Source organism: Pseudoalteromonas sp. NH0006-46 (assembly GCF_057547735.1).
In genome coordinates this window covers 596,427-610,882 of record NZ_BAAJML010000001.1, presented here as the reverse complement: position 1 = coordinate 610,882, position 14,456 = coordinate 596,427, and the positions used below count along the sequence as shown (strand labels likewise).

Genomic DNA, 14,456 nt, shown 5'->3' with positions numbered 1-14,456 from the left:
ACGCAAAATATTTATACCCTGTTTGAAACCATAAGCATAGTCGAAACATTATGAGTTTGTTAAAAAAAATCAAAAGATACAGTGTTTTTTATTTTGTTGCTAGCCTAGGTTTTGCATTCCCTGTATCTGCTCAGGTATTTAGTAAAGCATTACTACAAGAAATGGCTGTAAATTACATCGCTGAACAAATTGGAGAACGCGACAGTAAGCAAATACAACTTAGTGCATTACCGTTGGACAGCCGCATACCCGATCGTGCTTGTTCAACAACACCTACTATTATTTCATCGAGTGAACCCCCGTTTAACAGGCAAATTACAATACAAATTAAATGCGACGATCTGCAAAGCTGGGCGCAATACGTTCATATTAAGGTGCAAAAAATGGCGCCAGTTGTTGTTACTACTGATAATATTGCGCGAGGTGAAGTAATAACCAGCGATCATCTAACCATTGAAATGAAACCAACACACTTTGTAAGAGTACAATATCTAGACGAACCAAAAGTACTTATTGGAAGCAGAAGTAAACGCAACATTCGCGAAGGTATGCCAATATTGCTGAATCAGATATGCATGGTGTGCAAAGGTGATGCAATTAACATTTATGCAAGTATCAAAGGGTTACGAATAAAAACAACTGGCGTTGCGCTTGAAGATGGTACATTGGGCGATCAAATACGTGTAGAGAACAAAAAAACAGGTAAAGTTTTAAATGCGCGTGTAGATGGTGTAGAGTCTGTACAAGTAAATATTTAATTAAAAATAATATTAAAGTTTACTAAAGATATGCCGATATACTGGTATTAGTTGGGTAAATTATGGATTTTTATTATGGTTAATCAAGTCAATTCAGGTAATCAACAACCAAGCGCTTTAGCTAACGCTAAACAACAAAAGGTTGATTTGCAAAGAGATAATGCAAATACACAAGCGGCTCAATCGGCTACACCTAAAGCTGCCAGCGATTCTGTGAGCTTAACACCACAAGCACAGCAGTTAAAAACTTTGCAAGAAAAAGCACAACAGTCGTCTGGGTTTGATAGTGACAAAGTTGCTGAGCTTAAAAAAGCAATCACTGAAGGTAAGTATCAAATTGACAGTGAAAAGCTTGCAAAAAATCTAGCTGACTTTGAGTTTGATGTATATGGCTGATCATAATAGCTTAATTATTGTTAAGCTAAACGAGCAAGATAAGTGTTTAGACTCTCTCGATGTTTTATTAAACGACGAGCTAACAGCTATTGCCTCAAGAAGAGGTGAAGGTTTAAAAGAAATTACCCAACAAAAAATGTCTTTATTAACCAAGCTAAATACCCTCGACCAAGAGCTTAATAAGTTACTTGCTAAAAACGACGAACAATCAGAAGAGCTCCCAGAGCTTATTTCTCAAGTTCGTAGTAAGTTAGAGAAATGCCAAAAACAAAATGAAGTAAACGCACATGCAGCGCATCAAGCTCAGCTAAGCGTTAAACAATTAAAAAGTATTTTAATTGGAGCCCCGTCATCCACTACATACAACCAGTCTGGCGGTGAAGTTAACACTAACGGCCAACTGGTGCGAAACTTAAAAGCTTAAATCAGAAACTATTCAGCTTAATAGCGCCGCCTTTAAAACATTACCTACCTGTTGTTTAATATATAGAATCTCAAAATTACTTAGCAAATGTAAATCAACTACATTAGTGCGTGTTGTACTCTGGTGGGTTAATTTTCAGCAGCTTGTTTGGGTTTTATGTAAGGCGGAGCCCACATAGTGTGGGACTCCCAATAAATTGACGATAACGCAGCATTAATAGTCAGCAGTCGCTGCTCGAAGGGGTATATCTAGAGGTTATTTACTCTTTATTGCCTACATGGATGTAATACCAATCCTCAATAATACTTAATCATTTTGCGGGGCAAAACGCGTTAATAGCTTTAAAATAGATGACTTAATTAAGCTAATTGATATAGCCAGTAGAATAACGCAGGAGCAGTTATCCTACTAGCTTACATATCTCGTGCAGTGGCTAAATAACCTCTAGTTTGAAAAGTTTTAATCCGCAAAAATCAACAGGTCTTAGTAATAAGTCACTTTTTTAACTTCACGTGGTTTTATTTCACCAATATATAGGTCGTGCACACGCTTCATATTGAGTTCAAGCTCCGTAACATAAGTATCGTCTACCGCATAAGTTTTAATAATTTGCGCACCTTTAATTACGCCTTGCACTTTGCTTTGTAAGTAATCGTCTTTTGCTACTGCGTTTTCAACACTCATACCTGCGGTCACCTTTTGCCCATAAACTTGTTCAGTGAGCTCTCGGTAGGCTTCTAGCTTAGAGGCTTTGATAGCCATAAGCTGTTTTTGAGAAGCACTCGCTCCTTTTTGTAAACTAATAGGCGCGTAACCTACCGCTTTTAACACGGGGTAATTATTAGGTTCAACGTATTTGTATTCTACGTGCTTATCAAACACGCTGCTGCATCCACTTAAAGTTAAACACCCTAATGTGATCAGTAATGAAATTGCTCGCATAGTTTTATGCCCTAATATATTAATTATTTTGATTTATGCACATTTAATGCCATTAATAGTGTTATCTTCGTCGATAAACAACATTGGTACAGTCCTTGCTGCTTTGATAATAAAGCTAACGTATATTTGGAGTAAAAGTATGAAATCGTTTTTATTAAAGGCATTTGCAGGACTAAGCGCAACTGCGTTATTTACGTTTTCGGCTTTTACAAATGCGCAGTGGTATGAATCTACCGGGCATGCACTTATTCAAAACGACGACATAAGCACGGCCAAATCAGCAGCTATAAAAGATGCCATCACTCAAGCGCTGGTTTTTTCTGGGGCACGTGTCAGCTCTGTACAAACCTTGGTAGACGGCGTGTTAATGCAAGATCAGTTAAAAATTAGTAGCCATGGCGAAATTCAAAAAATTGAGCTTGTAAGTGAAAATAAATACGACGATAAATTTGCCATTACCCTGCGTTTAGATATATTTGCGCAAACAGAGCAATGCCCGCAAAGCAGCTTTAACAAATTTGTTGCCGTAACACAAAGTCAGCTAGCTCATCGAGAGCAAGCCAGAATGGGTCAAATATTTGACGTAAACAAAGCAATTAGCAAGCGAATATTCACCACCTTACAAAAATCAAAAATGAGCGCCCTACCCGTTGCTTATTACAACATGCCTGTAAATGTAGATAATTACTTTTCACAACAGTACGACTATTCAAAAATACAGTTAGAAGAAATAGCATCCCGTACTAACGCTCAGTACGTGTTACTTAGCCAAATTACAGACCTATCAACAAGCGATAAACTCAATAGCGATTATGCTTTTTGGCAGGACGACAGCTACCAACGCAATTACAAAATAGAGTTTAGCCTTTTTAATGGCACAACCTACGAGCAACTTTGGACTAATAGCTATCAAGGCCAAGGTATTTGGCCGTTTGAAAAAACCGCTATTATTGATGTAAACAGTGATAGATTTTGGCAATCGCCTTACGGCCAAAGCATACAAGATATAAATCAAACCTTGAGTTATGATTTACAAGCTGTGCTAGCCTGTTTTCCAACACAAGGTAAAATAATGCATATGGAAAACAGCAAAATAGTGATTAACTTAGGTAAAGCACATGGCCTAAAAAAAGGACAAATGCTAAGTATTGCACACCATAACTACCTAACTGATGCTGCAGGTAATGTAATGCCTCATACCACTACAACACTTAATAAAATACGCGTAGAGCAGTTATATCAACAAACTGCGGTTGCAGTTAGCATTGACGACCAACCTTTGCCCGGCGTACAAATCAACGATGTAGTTGAAGTAATAAGCCAAGAACTCTAAAGTTTTTTATCAAGCTGTGTTTTTAAATTAGGGTGAGCCGACAACCACTCACCTAATTGCTCAACCCCTGCCAAATGCGGATAATGCTTTCTGCATGCAAATACAACATTACGCTGTTGGTTGGGAAATATAGGCATATAATCAATGCCTGTTCGCTTTGTACAAGCTAACTTTGGCACAAAAGTAACCCCATCATCCATCGCCACTAATGCAAGTAACGTTTCTAGGCTATTGCCTTTATATTGATTAGACACATCAACCCCTGCTGAAAAACAAAACTTTTGGGCTTGATCTTTAAAACAATGACCATCACTTAACATTAATAAGCTGCATCCTTGAAGATCGCTTAGCGCTACTTTTTTATGCTTAGCCAACGCGTTGTCTTGTGAAACAGCAACTAAAAAGTCTTCTTTATAAAGTGGGATAGTATGGTAGTGCTTAAGTTCTGGTACGTCGGCTAAAATTGCAAAATCAAGCTCACCATTATTAAGCGCATCTAATATGGTCGCTGTTTGCATTTCGATAAACGAAAATTGGCTGTCTACAAACGCCTCTTTCATCGAAGTTAACAACGTAGGCAATAAATACGGTGCGATAGTTGGAATAATACCAATTGTTAACTTACCTTGTAATGGGTCGTTAGAGGTAGAAGCAAGCTCTTTGAGTATTTGGGTTTGCTCTAAAATAACCTCTATTTGCGCTAGTAAACGTGCTCCTTTAGCCGTTAGGGTAACTTGTTTAGTTGAGCGGTCAAATAAAGAAACACCCAAGGTTTGCTCAAGCTTTTTAACCTGCCCACTCAGTGTTGGCTGGCTAACAAAGCACGCATCGGCTGCTTTACGAAAATGTTTATGTTGCGCTATAGCTTTAACGTATTCAAAATCTTTTAAGTTCATGTTCAGCTCCAACCTGATAGCTTTTGACTATCAGTTTAATACAAACAAACGATTAGAACTATATTTAAATTTTCGCCATAATGGCTTCAACAAATCAAGAGGAACTAAACCATGTTAAAGAATATTGAAGGTCAAACAATCCCTAACGTTACATTTGCAACACGTCAAAACGACGAATGGAAATCGGTAACAACAGACGAAATTTTTAAAGGCAGAACAGTCGCTGTATTTTCACTGCCAGGCGCATTTACCCCAACATGTTCATCTACTCACCTTCCTCGCTACAACGAGTTAGCTGGCGTATTTAAACAAAATGGCGTAGACGAAATTGTGTGTTTATCAGTAAACGATACATTCGTAATGAATGCATGGGCTGAACACCAAGAAGCGCAAAACATTACTTTACTACCAGACGGCAACGGCGAGTTTACAGACGGCATGGGCATGTTAGTAGACAAAAACGATTTAGGCTTTGGTAAGCGCAGCTGGAGATACTCTATGCTGGTAAAAGATGGCGTAATTGAAAAAATGTTCATCGAACCAGATCTACCAGGCGACCCGTTTGAAGTGTCTGACGCTGACACCATGCTTGATTACATCAACCCTAAACAAGCTAAACCAGAGCCAGTAAGCGTTTTCACTAAACCTGGTTGTCCATTCTGTAAAAAAGCAAAAGAGCTTCTTACAGAAAAAGGATTTGCCTACGAAGAAATTACTATGGGTGCAGGTGCATCATTAACAAGCCTCAAAGCAATCTCTGGCCGCGACACCGTTCCACAAGTATTTATTGGTGGAAAACATATTGGTGGCTCAGACGACCTAGAAAAATACTTTGCTTAATAAGTAATTTTAAATAGGGGCCAAGCGCCCCTATTTACTAAAGGAAAAAGACGATGAAACAATTGCAAACCGACGTAGTAGTTATTGGCGCAGGTACCGCAGGACTCAGTGCATACCGAAACGCTAAACAGTTTACCCCTAACGTACTTATGATCGAATCAGGTCCCTATGGCACAACCTGCGCACGCGTTGGCTGCATGCCGAGTAAATTATTGATAGCGGCAGCGGAAGCTGCACACTCTATAGAAATGGCACCTGCATTTGGTGTGCATAGCTCAAAGCCTGTAATAGACGGCAAAGCAGTTATGTCACGCGTTAAAAGTGAACGCGATCGTTTTGCAGGATTCGTAGTTGAAGCCGTAGATGAACTTCCAGACGAAGACAAAATTAAAGGTTACGCTAAATTTTTAGATGCCAACCGTGTACAAATTGACGACCATACTATTATTACAGCCAAGCGTTTTGTTATAGCCACAGGCTCTCGCCCTTCATATCCTGGTGTATTTAATAATTTTGGTGACAAATTAATCATTAACGACGACGTATTCGATTGGGACGACCTACCAGAATCTGTTGCCGTATTTGGCCCGGGCGTAATTGGCCTTGAAATAGGTCAAGCACTTAGTCGCTTAGGCGTTAATGTAAAATTATTTGGCGTTGGTGGTGCTATTGGCCCCCTAACCGACCCCATAGTAAAAGACTATGCAAATACAGTTTTTGCAAAAGAGTTTTTTGTTGATACCGACTCAAACGTATCAGACATGATGCAAGTAGGCGACAAAGCACAGCTTACCTACACCGACAAACAAGGTGAAAAACACACTGAACAGTTTGACTATGTACTTGCTGCAACAGGCCGAGTCCCCAATGTAGACAAGCTAGGCCTCGAAAATACAGGCATAGAGCTTGACGAGCGCGGTGTACCGCATGCCGATCCGCACACAATGCAATGTGGCGAATCAAACATATTTATAGCCGGCGATGCCAGCAACATGATCCCGCTACTTCACGAGGCGTCTGATCAGGGAACCATTGCAGGGCAAAATGCAGGGCGTTTTCCAGATGTACGTATTGGCCTACGCAGGGCCAAAATTGCCGCAGTATTCAGCGACCCACAAATAGCCATGGTAGGTGAAAGCTTTACCCAAATAACAGACCGTTTAGGTTCATGTGGCTGTTTTGAAGTAGGCGAAGTAAGCTTTGAAAATCAAGGCAGGAGCCGTGTAATGCTAAAAAATAAGGGCCACATGCGTGTATACGCAGAGCAAGGCACCGGCTTATTTTTAGGCGCAGAATTTATTGGCCCACAAGCAGAGCACATAGCACACCTACTTGCATGGGCAGTACAAAACAAAATGACCGTACCACAAATGCTTAATATGCCTTATTACCACCCGGTTATAGAAGAGGGTTTACGCACCGCACTTCGCGATTTAAACGCCAAGCTTAAGTTTGGCCCAGATATCATTAACCACTGTATGGAATGTGGCCCAGGCGCATAACTTACAAAAAATAAACACTTGCTATCAAAAAGCCAAAACGTCTGTTTTGGCTTTTTTATTTATATAATTTTTAAGCACTGGTATCTCAAAAAATAGTTTAGCTGTTACACTCAATACGTAATTTAATTAAAAAGATGGAATAGCTATGCCCAATAATAAATTTAGACTAGTCACCCGTAGCGATTTTGATGGCCTTGTATGTGCCGTACTACTTAAAGATTTAGATCTAATTGACGATATTTTGTTTGTTCACCCAAAAGACATGCAAGATGGAAAAATAGACATTACCGCTAACGATATTACTACTAACCTCCCCTATGTAGCGGGTTGTCACATAGCATTTGACCACCACCTAAGTGAAACCGTTCGTAACGCAAGCGACATTAAAAATCACGTTATTGATCCTAAAGCGCCTTCTGCTGCGCGTGTAGTATACGACTACTACGGCGGCGCTGAAAAATTTCCTAATATTTCAGTAGACATGATGGACGCTGTAGACAAAGGCGATGCTGCACAGTTTTCAAAAGACGAAATACTCAATCCAACCGACTGGGTGTTAATGAACTTTATAATGGATGCCCGCACAGGCCTGGGCCGCTTCCGCGAATTTAAAATTTCAAACTACCAATTAATGATGAAACTAATCGATGCCTGTAAAGATCAAAGCATTGACGACATATTAAAAATGGAAGATGTAGCCGAGCGAGTAGCGCTGTATAACGAACACAACGAAAAAGCAAAAGCACAAATAACACAATGTGCAACAGTACATAAAAACCTAGTAGTGCTAGATCTAACCCAAGAAGAAACCATTTACGCCACCAACCGCTTTGTAATTTACGCCATGTACCCCGACTGCAATATTTCAATTCATAAAATGTGGGGGCTTAAAAAGCAAAACGTAGTGTATGCAATTGGTAAGTCAATTACTAACCGCAGCTCAAATACAAACGTAGGTGAGTTATGCCTTAAATACGGAGGCGGCGGACACTTAAATGCAGGCACCTGCCAAGTAGAAACCAGCCAAGCTGAAACAGTACTAAGTGAATTAATTGATAAAATTACCAGTGATGGTTAATTATTAATTATCAGCTATTAAATTGTAAAGCGAGTAAGTTTAGATTTACTCGCTTTTTTATTATTAAAGCAATTTAAACAACAAACACGCTAACCATATTATTATTAAAGACTTAGCTGCCTCAGTTATTTATATTAAAGTATTGTAAGCTTTTAATTTATTCTAATAAATAAACTTTATTTATATTCGACTACTCATTAAAACAACCTCTGAAATAACGAACGCCTAAAAAACCACCGAAACCGACCCTAAAATAAACACAAATAGATATTGCCAATTTGTAAATTAAATATTAAATTGTTGGATAGTAAGATTTTGATTTTTAACCTTACCAAAATAAATAAAAACATTTACCAATATTTGGAAAGCACAATGCAACAAAAATACACAACAACTTTATCCAAAGTGTCAGCAATTGCTCTACTTCTTGCTGGTGCATCATCTGGCCAAGCATTAGCATCATGCAACTATAGTGGCAATGCACCAAGTGGTACTCATGCCCCTGGCTATGTATCTGGCAACCAACGAACAGAAGTACGAAAAGCAAAGTTACAAGTTGGCCCTAGCTCAACAACTTGCTACTCACAAAGTCAAATTAAAAACAGCAACTCAAAAAATGACCACTTTTATACTACCTCAGATGGCTCTGTTATTTACTTTTATGAATCGGGTGAAAGTAACCGATCAGAGCTTCGTGAAGAGAGGGAGTTTAAAATAAGCGAAAACACATCAGAAAGCCGTTACATCCGTATTAACTCAAAATTTGTGTCTAAATCATCTAACCTAGGCAAGGCTATTTTCGCGCAAGTACACGTGGATGAAAGTGGGCAAAAAGGTCCACTAGCCGCGTTAAAGTGGGCCGCAGCAGGCGAACAAAAAGACGCTTATAACAATTCACCAGAAGGCATTTATTTATCACTTCGCAGAACAATGAACTGTTCTGGCACTGATTGCTTTACCCATATTTATGTAGGGAACTACGACGAAACATTTAAAACTTACAGGCTCGGTTTATTTAATGGAAAACTAAGATTAAAAGTTAATAATTCTTATATTAATTTACCTCGTAAAGATATTTACGATGAAGACGGTGACGGTAACTTTTCTGAAGTAAAAACAGGGAGCTCGATCGATTTAAGAAATAACACTGACTGGAAAGACAAAAAACTTTACCTTAAGACCGGTGTTTACATAAATACAGATGGAAATGCAAAAGTCGCCACTAAAAATTTAAAGTTTTTTTAATAAAACAGACAATTATAAAGTTAGCCTCCATAGCGCTAACTTTATAATTAAAAGACAGGCTTAGGTAGCAAGAATGCAACAAGTAAATAAACGAGACGCTTTATGAAATTACAAAGGCTGATTACCCTACTCATCTTAATAGTAATTGCTTTTGGCTGTGGTTTTTATACAGCATACATTAGTTTTGCAAACACAGAAATCCCCCCTTTAAGCTCAAAAAGTCCCACGAACTTTGAACATCAACGTGCAGATACAACATACAAAAACAACGTTATAGCAATCAACTCAAATCCAACTCTTAGTTTTACTTCACCAAGCCATGGAAAAAATAATCAGCAAACTTCTTTTAGCAGCCAAGTTAACCAAAGCGATGATTTAGTCACGATGTTTAATGAAGTTCTAAGTGCATATGAAAAACAAAACTCAAACAATGCTGATACTAATAGTACCATTACAGAATTTAAACGCCTGCTTTCAAGATCCCCCTCAACATTAGACGAACTACTTGAGCACATGCATACACTAGATTTTGAATCTCAAGAATTTCATTATTTAATTTCTATTTTGCACGAACTACCAGAAAAAATGGGCAGCAAAGCACTACTAACTAACGCAATTCAGATGAGCCAATTTGATGATGCCCAATCAACTACTCAATTTTTATTGTTAGCGTCTAATATGGAGCGTACCGTGGAGAATCCTGAAATTCATAGCGCATTAGTTAACATTGCAACAAGCACTGCACAATCAGCAAGTGTGTCGTTAGACGCACTAAATCTAATAAAACCTTACGTAGTTAACGACTATGAAAGAGAACAAATTTTGTCACACTTAAATGCACTATTAGAGATCAACGGTTCATTAAGCCAAGATATTATAGTTAGTCATTGGTTGAGGTTTAGCAATCCTCGAGAGCGTGAAAGCTTTGCATATGAATATATAAATTTAAACCAAGACTTAGAGACGCGTCACACTATTTTGCAAGGCCTACAAAGCGGGCTAATAACTCCTACACAATCACTAAAAGAACAGTTATTAAATGTTGCTAATAACAACTCCGACCCTCTTCAAAATGAAGCAATACAAGTATTAAAAAGTGCTTTTTACATTTCGAATATTGAGTATCAACAACTTACAGATTAAGTTTAACAAAAACATGTAGCGTAAATTATAATGTTAATAAACTGATTTATTTGAAAATTTGCAGTATTCTCAAACGTTTAAGGATCGGTTAAAGACGCCTAGGCAATTATAATTGCGATTGAAACTTGTAGTGCTACGTGAACGCAATATAGAACTTAAAGAAAAGAAAAAATGTAACCCATTGATTTTATTGGTAGCCCCTGCAAGAATCGAACTTGCAACTGCCCCTTAGGAGGGGGCCGTTATATCCATTTAACTAAGAGGCCACAGCGGTGTGCTAGAGTTAAATTATAACGGCATCTGATTTTCAATATCAAGGTTTAAATCAATAGGAATTTGAGTTAATTACTTGATAAATATATGTCTTCTTTGCTTAGCACATAATGCGGAATAAGCTCTCGGCTGCTGGCCACAATCTGTTTGGTGTTAACATTTATAACGCGTGTATTTATCACTACGCCATTTTGTCTGTAAATTAAAGTGCCTGCTAATACATGGCTTGCCATGTGCTCTTCACTTAGCTTTTTAATATTTCGAGAAAACACAAAGTCACCACGTCTGTTTACGTCTATTGTATTGGTGGTTTTAAAATCAACCACACTGTAACCAAACTTTTGTAGCTGATGTATTAGTGTTTCTGATATTTGGTTACCCAACTGGTTACTTTTATTGAGTGACGAGTCAAGGTTTACCAATGTGCTAACAGCAATATTAACCTGTGTATCGGCCTCTGCGTCGTACTCGAGTGTGTCAACTAAGTCTAATGCCATTTGCTCTACGTAATTAACAAGCGTTTTATGGTGCTTTAGGGGCTTAAAAGGTTTTGACGCATCGTAATCATTGTCTAGCTGCACAGTTTGCTTGTGTGTTTGTGCATCGTAATCACCATTTAGCATGTAGTCGTTACTTGCTTGCGTTGCTGTGTGTGTATTTGAATCATGTACATGGTGGTGTGTTAGCGAGCAACCAGATAGAGCAACGACTAGCCCTACTAGCAAAAGCGTGTGTAAATTGGTGTTTAATGTAAAGCCCATACTCACCTCACTCACTCGCTTGTTTTAGCATAATGCCATCGGTACGGTAGTTGCCATTTAATGCATCAATCACTGATTGGGGTAAAAACCCTTGTGCCGAACCAACAACAGCCTTACTGGTTAAGCCAACAATTCGTGCATTTACTAAAACTCCGCCTTGATGGCTTACTAATGTGCCAGCCAATACGTATTGAAAGTTTTGCTCTGGGTCGAGCTCTAGGTAGTCGCGGCTAAATACAAAGTCGCCGGTTTGCGTTACACGAACATAATCGGTGGTTTTAAAATCAATGACCGGTACACCAAAATTATGGAGCTCGTGCATAAAGCTTTCTGCAATTTGATTCCCTAATAAACTGCCATTACTGTAATCGTCGTCTAAAAATACAAAGCTTGATACCGCTAGCGGTGTTTTGTCATTAACGTATTGTAAGTTTTCGACCATGTCTTGCATTATTCCGCGTACATAATGGTTTATATTTTTATGCATTGGCGGCGTCGATTTAGTGTAGTTGGTTTGCTGAGCTAACCCCGACTGAAACACATTATCATGATTCACCGGAGCACTTACTTTACGTTGGCTTGAAGCCAGCAGCGGTGCTTGGTTACTTTGCGCAACCGCTGAGTCGGTGCTAGTTGTGTTCGTTATTTGCGAACAGCCAAACCCTAATGGCAAACATAGCGTGATTAATAAGTTTCTCATTGTGTGCTCCTCGTTAATATTCACTGCGATAAAGTAAACCATCGCGCTGCTGAATTTTTTCATTACCCCACATTACATTGATTGGGATCTCGGTACTGCCAGCAGATAAAACTTGTTTGTTGCTAATGTTAACCATGCGCGCATTGACAATGTATGCATGCTGTTGGCGTGTGACGGTGCCTGTAATTATAAGGTCAATATTTTGGCGTTCTCGTAGCTGTTCTAAATTACGCGTTAACGCACTATCGGCGTTATGAGATAAGTGTAGATTATTAGCTAAGCGGTATTCGACCGTGTGATAACCCATTTGCGTCATTTTAGTGAGTATACTTTCTTGTATTTGTTGGCTTAAGCCCGACGCTTGTTGCGTCATTAGCTTAGAATCGAGCGCATCTGCAAAGTAAAAGCTACTAACCCCTATGCGAGTATTGATGCTTAATGGGCCCTTTAAATGACTTAATTGCACAGTTAAGTTGTGCACGTAGTCACTTACTGTAAAAGGCGCCATCGCTGCTTTTGGGGCATACGTGCTCACACTCGGCTCGGGTTCAGGAATTAAACTGCACCCAGCCAAGTTAATTAATAATAAGGGTAGTAAAAGGCGCATAGTTGCCATCCTCTTGTGATCATACAAGAGACTAAGCAATTATTATGCCTAGAGGGTTGTTTGTGGTTTTTGCTGCGTGTAATAGGTGACAAAACAACTCACTTTTTGCTGTTTTAATGCTTCGCAATCGGTTGTTGCCTGTTTACTTGTTTTATATGCGCCTAACTTTAAGCGATAAAATGTATTGGTTTTTATTACTTTAGTTTCAATATTGACCGCTAAATTAGTGTTAAAAAACGCAGGTATTTTACGTTTTAAATTAGCCAGTTCGGTATTTAATTTAGCTTCACTATCAAATGCTGCTACCTGAATAGCAAAAAAAGCCTGATCACTTTTTAAAATACTTTCTGTTGCAGGGGGTGTTAAAGCGGTGTTTTCCTGGGCCACATTGATTTCGTCAATGGCTTTTAAGCGAGTCGTCAGCTTTGAAAGCTGGCCTTCTAGTTCAAGCAAATCGTTAACTTTGGGCTCAACTGTTTTCCACTCTTTAGCCGATTGCTTAAGTGCTTGTAAGTCAGTATTTGAAATAAGAACGGTATTTGATGTCGCTAAACTTGGTTGTACTATTTTTGGTGAACTGCACGCAGTTAGGTACAACACAAACCCAATACAAAAAAATGTATTAATAAATTCCTTTTTAATAACCATACTTTTTACCTACCATCCTTTTGACTATGGTGAGGTATTTTATGGATAAATAATTTTTTAGCAAGTTTCTATTTTAACTACAGCTTTACTGGTTTATCTGTGTAGTTACTGACTATGCAGTCGAGCTTGTATACTTTAAATACTTCACAGTCTGCTTTGGCATTTTTTAGGTTTTGGTAAGACCCTAATTTAAGCCTATAAAACGTTTTTTTATTTATTTTTGCGGTTTCAACATTGGTTAGTATTTTTTTTCTGAATAAAGGTGCGGCTTTAGTATTTAGCTCTTTCCACGCTTTTGCTATGTCTTTTTCTGAATCAACCGATGCTACTTGCAAAGCAAAAATATGCCTTGTTGTATTAAGCTTAACTGTCTGCTTTTTGTTTCTGTATTGGTTAACATTTTGGCTACGTGACCTTGCAGCTTGCTGATTGTGAATTGTTCGCGTGCTGTACGAGTTGCTTGTAGGCTGATTAGACTGAGCTATTGCTTTACTATTAATAATATCTATGTGATTAACAAGGTAGGTAATTTCTTTTTCTAGCTTTAAAATACGCTCTATACCTGCTCTGGCTTGCTGCCATTGCAATGCTGCATCTTTTAACTGAGCAAGCTCTAATGCAGTAATAGGTACATACTCGGGCGAATTGGTTTGCTTTTCAGGTGTGGGGACTGATTTTATTTCAGGTGTAATCGAGCATGCTGTACCAAATAGCAGTATTAGCAGGCTTAAAAGTAATCCTGTTATGTTTTTATTATTTATTAACATTTATTCGCTGTCCTGAAAGCAGTGTAATCACACTTACATTTCAGTTAAACATCCTCTTTAGAAAGCGTTTAACCTTACTTTAAGTTTTCGAGCCATACCCTAGCCCTTTATGTACATAAACGTATTTAATTCAATAGGCTTAT

General features: G+C 38.5%; 16 protein-coding genes and 1 tRNA gene. 9 read left to right on the top strand and 8 right to left on the bottom strand.

Annotation, left to right across the window (positions count from 1 at the left end):
* The first annotated feature begins 50 nt into the window (after nucleotides 1-50).
* The 3 genes from flgA to flgN all read left to right on the top strand — a co-directional run bounded on the left by flgA (nucleotide 51) and on the right by flgN (nucleotide 1,578).
* On the top strand, nucleotides 51-758 hold the full coding sequence (flgA, locus tag AC27I2_RS02755; protein WP_138528770.1) for a flagellar basal body P-ring formation chaperone FlgA: 708 nt from the start codon (nucleotides 51-53) through the stop codon (nucleotides 756-758).
* Nucleotides 759-833: 75 nt separating this feature from the next.
* On the top strand, nucleotides 834-1,154 hold the full coding sequence (gene flgM, locus AC27I2_RS02750; protein ID WP_058403541.1) for a flagellar biosynthesis anti-sigma factor FlgM: 321 nt from the start codon (nucleotides 834-836) through the stop codon (nucleotides 1,152-1,154).
* On the top strand, nucleotides 1,147-1,578 hold the full coding sequence (gene flgN, locus AC27I2_RS02745; protein WP_058403566.1) for a flagellar protein FlgN: 432 nt from the start codon (nucleotides 1,147-1,149) through the stop codon (nucleotides 1,576-1,578). Before flgM ends, flgN begins: the two co-directional genes overlap by 8 nt.
* 483 nt (nucleotides 1,579-2,061) lie before the next feature.
* On the opposite strand, the gene AC27I2_RS02740 is transcribed toward flgN, so the two are convergent.
* Entirely contained in the window at nucleotides 2,062-2,520 is a 459-nt protein-coding gene (locus AC27I2_RS02740; RefSeq protein ID WP_058550958.1) for an LPP20 family lipoprotein, read from the bottom strand.
* A 139-nt stretch (nucleotides 2,521-2,659) separates the two neighbouring features.
* Here AC27I2_RS02740 and AC27I2_RS02735 point away from each other — a divergent pair, with 139 nt between their 5' ends.
* The gene (locus tag AC27I2_RS02735) at nucleotides 2,660-3,853 is read left to right on the top strand and encodes a flagellar assembly protein FlgT (protein WP_058403543.1); all 1,194 of its coding nucleotides are present in this window, start codon (nucleotides 2,660-2,662) and stop codon (nucleotides 3,851-3,853) included.
* On the opposite strand, the gene AC27I2_RS02730 is transcribed toward AC27I2_RS02735, so the two are convergent.
* Nucleotides 3,850-4,749, bottom strand: coding sequence for a LysR substrate-binding domain-containing protein (locus AC27I2_RS02730; protein ID WP_138528772.1), 900 nt, complete (start codon nucleotides 4,747-4,749; stop codon nucleotides 3,850-3,852). The two genes, AC27I2_RS02735 and AC27I2_RS02730, sit on opposite strands and share 4 nt — an antisense overlap.
* A 111-nt stretch (nucleotides 4,750-4,860) precedes the next feature.
* On the opposite strand from AC27I2_RS02730, the gene AC27I2_RS02725 reads away from it, so the two are divergent.
* From AC27I2_RS02725 to AC27I2_RS02705, 5 genes are all read left to right on the top strand, one after another.
* A complete protein-coding gene (locus tag AC27I2_RS02725; protein ID WP_058403545.1) occupies nucleotides 4,861-5,589 on the top strand; it encodes a glutathione peroxidase in 729 nt (242 codons plus the stop codon).
* Nucleotides 5,590-5,642: 53 nt separating this feature from the next.
* Nucleotides 5,643-7,091: a dihydrolipoyl dehydrogenase gene (locus AC27I2_RS02720; protein ID WP_487203447.1), complete on the top strand. Its 1,449-nt coding sequence runs from the start codon at nucleotides 5,643-5,645 to the stop codon at nucleotides 7,089-7,091.
* Nucleotides 7,092-7,236: 145 nt separating this feature from the next.
* Nucleotides 7,237-8,169 carry an exopolyphosphatase gene (locus tag AC27I2_RS02715; RefSeq protein WP_487203446.1) on the top strand — a complete coding sequence of 311 codons (933 nt, stop codon included), beginning with the start codon at nucleotides 7,237-7,239 and terminating at the stop codon, nucleotides 8,167-8,169.
* 372 nt (nucleotides 8,170-8,541) lie between these two features.
* Nucleotides 8,542-9,414: a polysaccharide lyase family 7 protein gene (locus AC27I2_RS02710; RefSeq protein ID WP_487203445.1), complete on the top strand. Its 873-nt coding sequence runs from the start codon at nucleotides 8,542-8,544 to the stop codon at nucleotides 9,412-9,414.
* Between the two features lie 102 nt (nucleotides 9,415-9,516).
* Nucleotides 9,517-10,557 (top strand): hypothetical protein, encoded by a 1,041-nt coding sequence (locus tag AC27I2_RS02705; protein ID WP_487203444.1) that lies wholly within the window; start codon nucleotides 9,517-9,519, stop codon nucleotides 10,555-10,557.
* A 191-nt stretch (nucleotides 10,558-10,748) separates the two neighbouring features.
* Here the strand turns inward: AC27I2_RS02705 and AC27I2_RS02700 are convergent.
* The 6 genes from AC27I2_RS02700 to AC27I2_RS02675 all read right to left on the bottom strand — a co-directional run bounded on the left by AC27I2_RS02700 (nucleotide 10,749) and on the right by AC27I2_RS02675 (nucleotide 14,313).
* Nucleotides 10,749-10,823 (bottom strand) — tRNA-Arg (locus tag AC27I2_RS02700).
* A 75-nt stretch (nucleotides 10,824-10,898) separates the two neighbouring features.
* Nucleotides 10,899-11,591, bottom strand: coding sequence for a FlgO family outer membrane protein (locus AC27I2_RS02695; protein ID WP_487203443.1), 693 nt, complete (start codon nucleotides 11,589-11,591; stop codon nucleotides 10,899-10,901).
* Nucleotides 11,592-11,598: 7 nt separating this feature from the next.
* Nucleotides 11,599-12,291: a FlgO family outer membrane protein gene (locus AC27I2_RS02690; protein ID WP_487203442.1), complete on the bottom strand. Its 693-nt coding sequence runs from the start codon at nucleotides 12,289-12,291 to the stop codon at nucleotides 11,599-11,601.
* A 13-nt stretch (nucleotides 12,292-12,304) separates the two neighbouring features.
* Nucleotides 12,305-12,898, bottom strand: a complete 594-nt coding sequence (locus AC27I2_RS02685) for a FlgO family outer membrane protein (RefSeq protein ID WP_487203441.1) — start codon at nucleotides 12,896-12,898, stop codon at nucleotides 12,305-12,307.
* A 48-nt stretch (nucleotides 12,899-12,946) separates the two neighbouring features.
* Nucleotides 12,947-13,546, bottom strand: coding sequence for an SPOR domain-containing protein (locus AC27I2_RS02680; protein ID WP_487203440.1), 600 nt, complete (start codon nucleotides 13,544-13,546; stop codon nucleotides 12,947-12,949).
* Between the two features lie 77 nt (nucleotides 13,547-13,623).
* Nucleotides 13,624-14,313, bottom strand: a complete 690-nt coding sequence (locus AC27I2_RS02675; RefSeq protein ID WP_487203439.1) for an SPOR domain-containing protein — start codon at nucleotides 14,311-14,313, stop codon at nucleotides 13,624-13,626.
* Nucleotides 14,314-14,456: the final 143 nt, after the last annotated feature.

Coding starts and splice junctions, on each gene's coding strand:
- flgA (WP_138528770.1), top strand. CDS start 51: ATGAGTTTGTTAAAAAAAATCAAAAGATACAGTGTTTTTTATTTTGTT.
- flgM (WP_058403541.1), top strand. CDS start 834: ATGGTTAATCAAGTCAATTCAGGTAATCAACAACCAAGCGCTTTAGCT.
- flgN (WP_058403566.1), top strand. CDS start 1,147: ATGGCTGATCATAATAGCTTAATTATTGTTAAGCTAAACGAGCAAGAT.
- AC27I2_RS02740 (WP_058550958.1), bottom strand. CDS start 2,520: ATGCGAGCAATTTCATTACTGATCACATTAGGGTGTTTAACTTTAAGT.
- AC27I2_RS02735 (WP_058403543.1), top strand. CDS start 2,660: ATGAAATCGTTTTTATTAAAGGCATTTGCAGGACTAAGCGCAACTGCG.
- AC27I2_RS02730 (WP_138528772.1), bottom strand. CDS start 4,749: ATGAACTTAAAAGATTTTGAATACGTTAAAGCTATAGCGCAACATAAA.
- AC27I2_RS02725 (WP_058403545.1), top strand. CDS start 4,861: ATGTTAAAGAATATTGAAGGTCAAACAATCCCTAACGTTACATTTGCA.
- AC27I2_RS02720 (WP_487203447.1), top strand. CDS start 5,643: ATGAAACAATTGCAAACCGACGTAGTAGTTATTGGCGCAGGTACCGCA.
- AC27I2_RS02715 (WP_487203446.1), top strand. CDS start 7,237: ATGCCCAATAATAAATTTAGACTAGTCACCCGTAGCGATTTTGATGGC.
- AC27I2_RS02710 (WP_487203445.1), top strand. CDS start 8,542: ATGCAACAAAAATACACAACAACTTTATCCAAAGTGTCAGCAATTGCT.
- AC27I2_RS02705 (WP_487203444.1), top strand. CDS start 9,517: ATGAAATTACAAAGGCTGATTACCCTACTCATCTTAATAGTAATTGCT.
- AC27I2_RS02695 (WP_487203443.1), bottom strand. CDS start 11,591: ATGGGCTTTACATTAAACACCAATTTACACACGCTTTTGCTAGTAGGG.
- AC27I2_RS02690 (WP_487203442.1), bottom strand. CDS start 12,291: ATGAGAAACTTATTAATCACGCTATGTTTGCCATTAGGGTTTGGCTGT.
- AC27I2_RS02685 (WP_487203441.1), bottom strand. CDS start 12,898: ATGCGCCTTTTACTACCCTTATTATTAATTAACTTGGCTGGGTGCAGT.
- AC27I2_RS02680 (WP_487203440.1), bottom strand. CDS start 13,546: ATGGTTATTAAAAAGGAATTTATTAATACATTTTTTTGTATTGGGTTT.
- AC27I2_RS02675 (WP_487203439.1), bottom strand. CDS start 14,313: ATGTTAATAAATAATAAAAACATAACAGGATTACTTTTAAGCCTGCTA.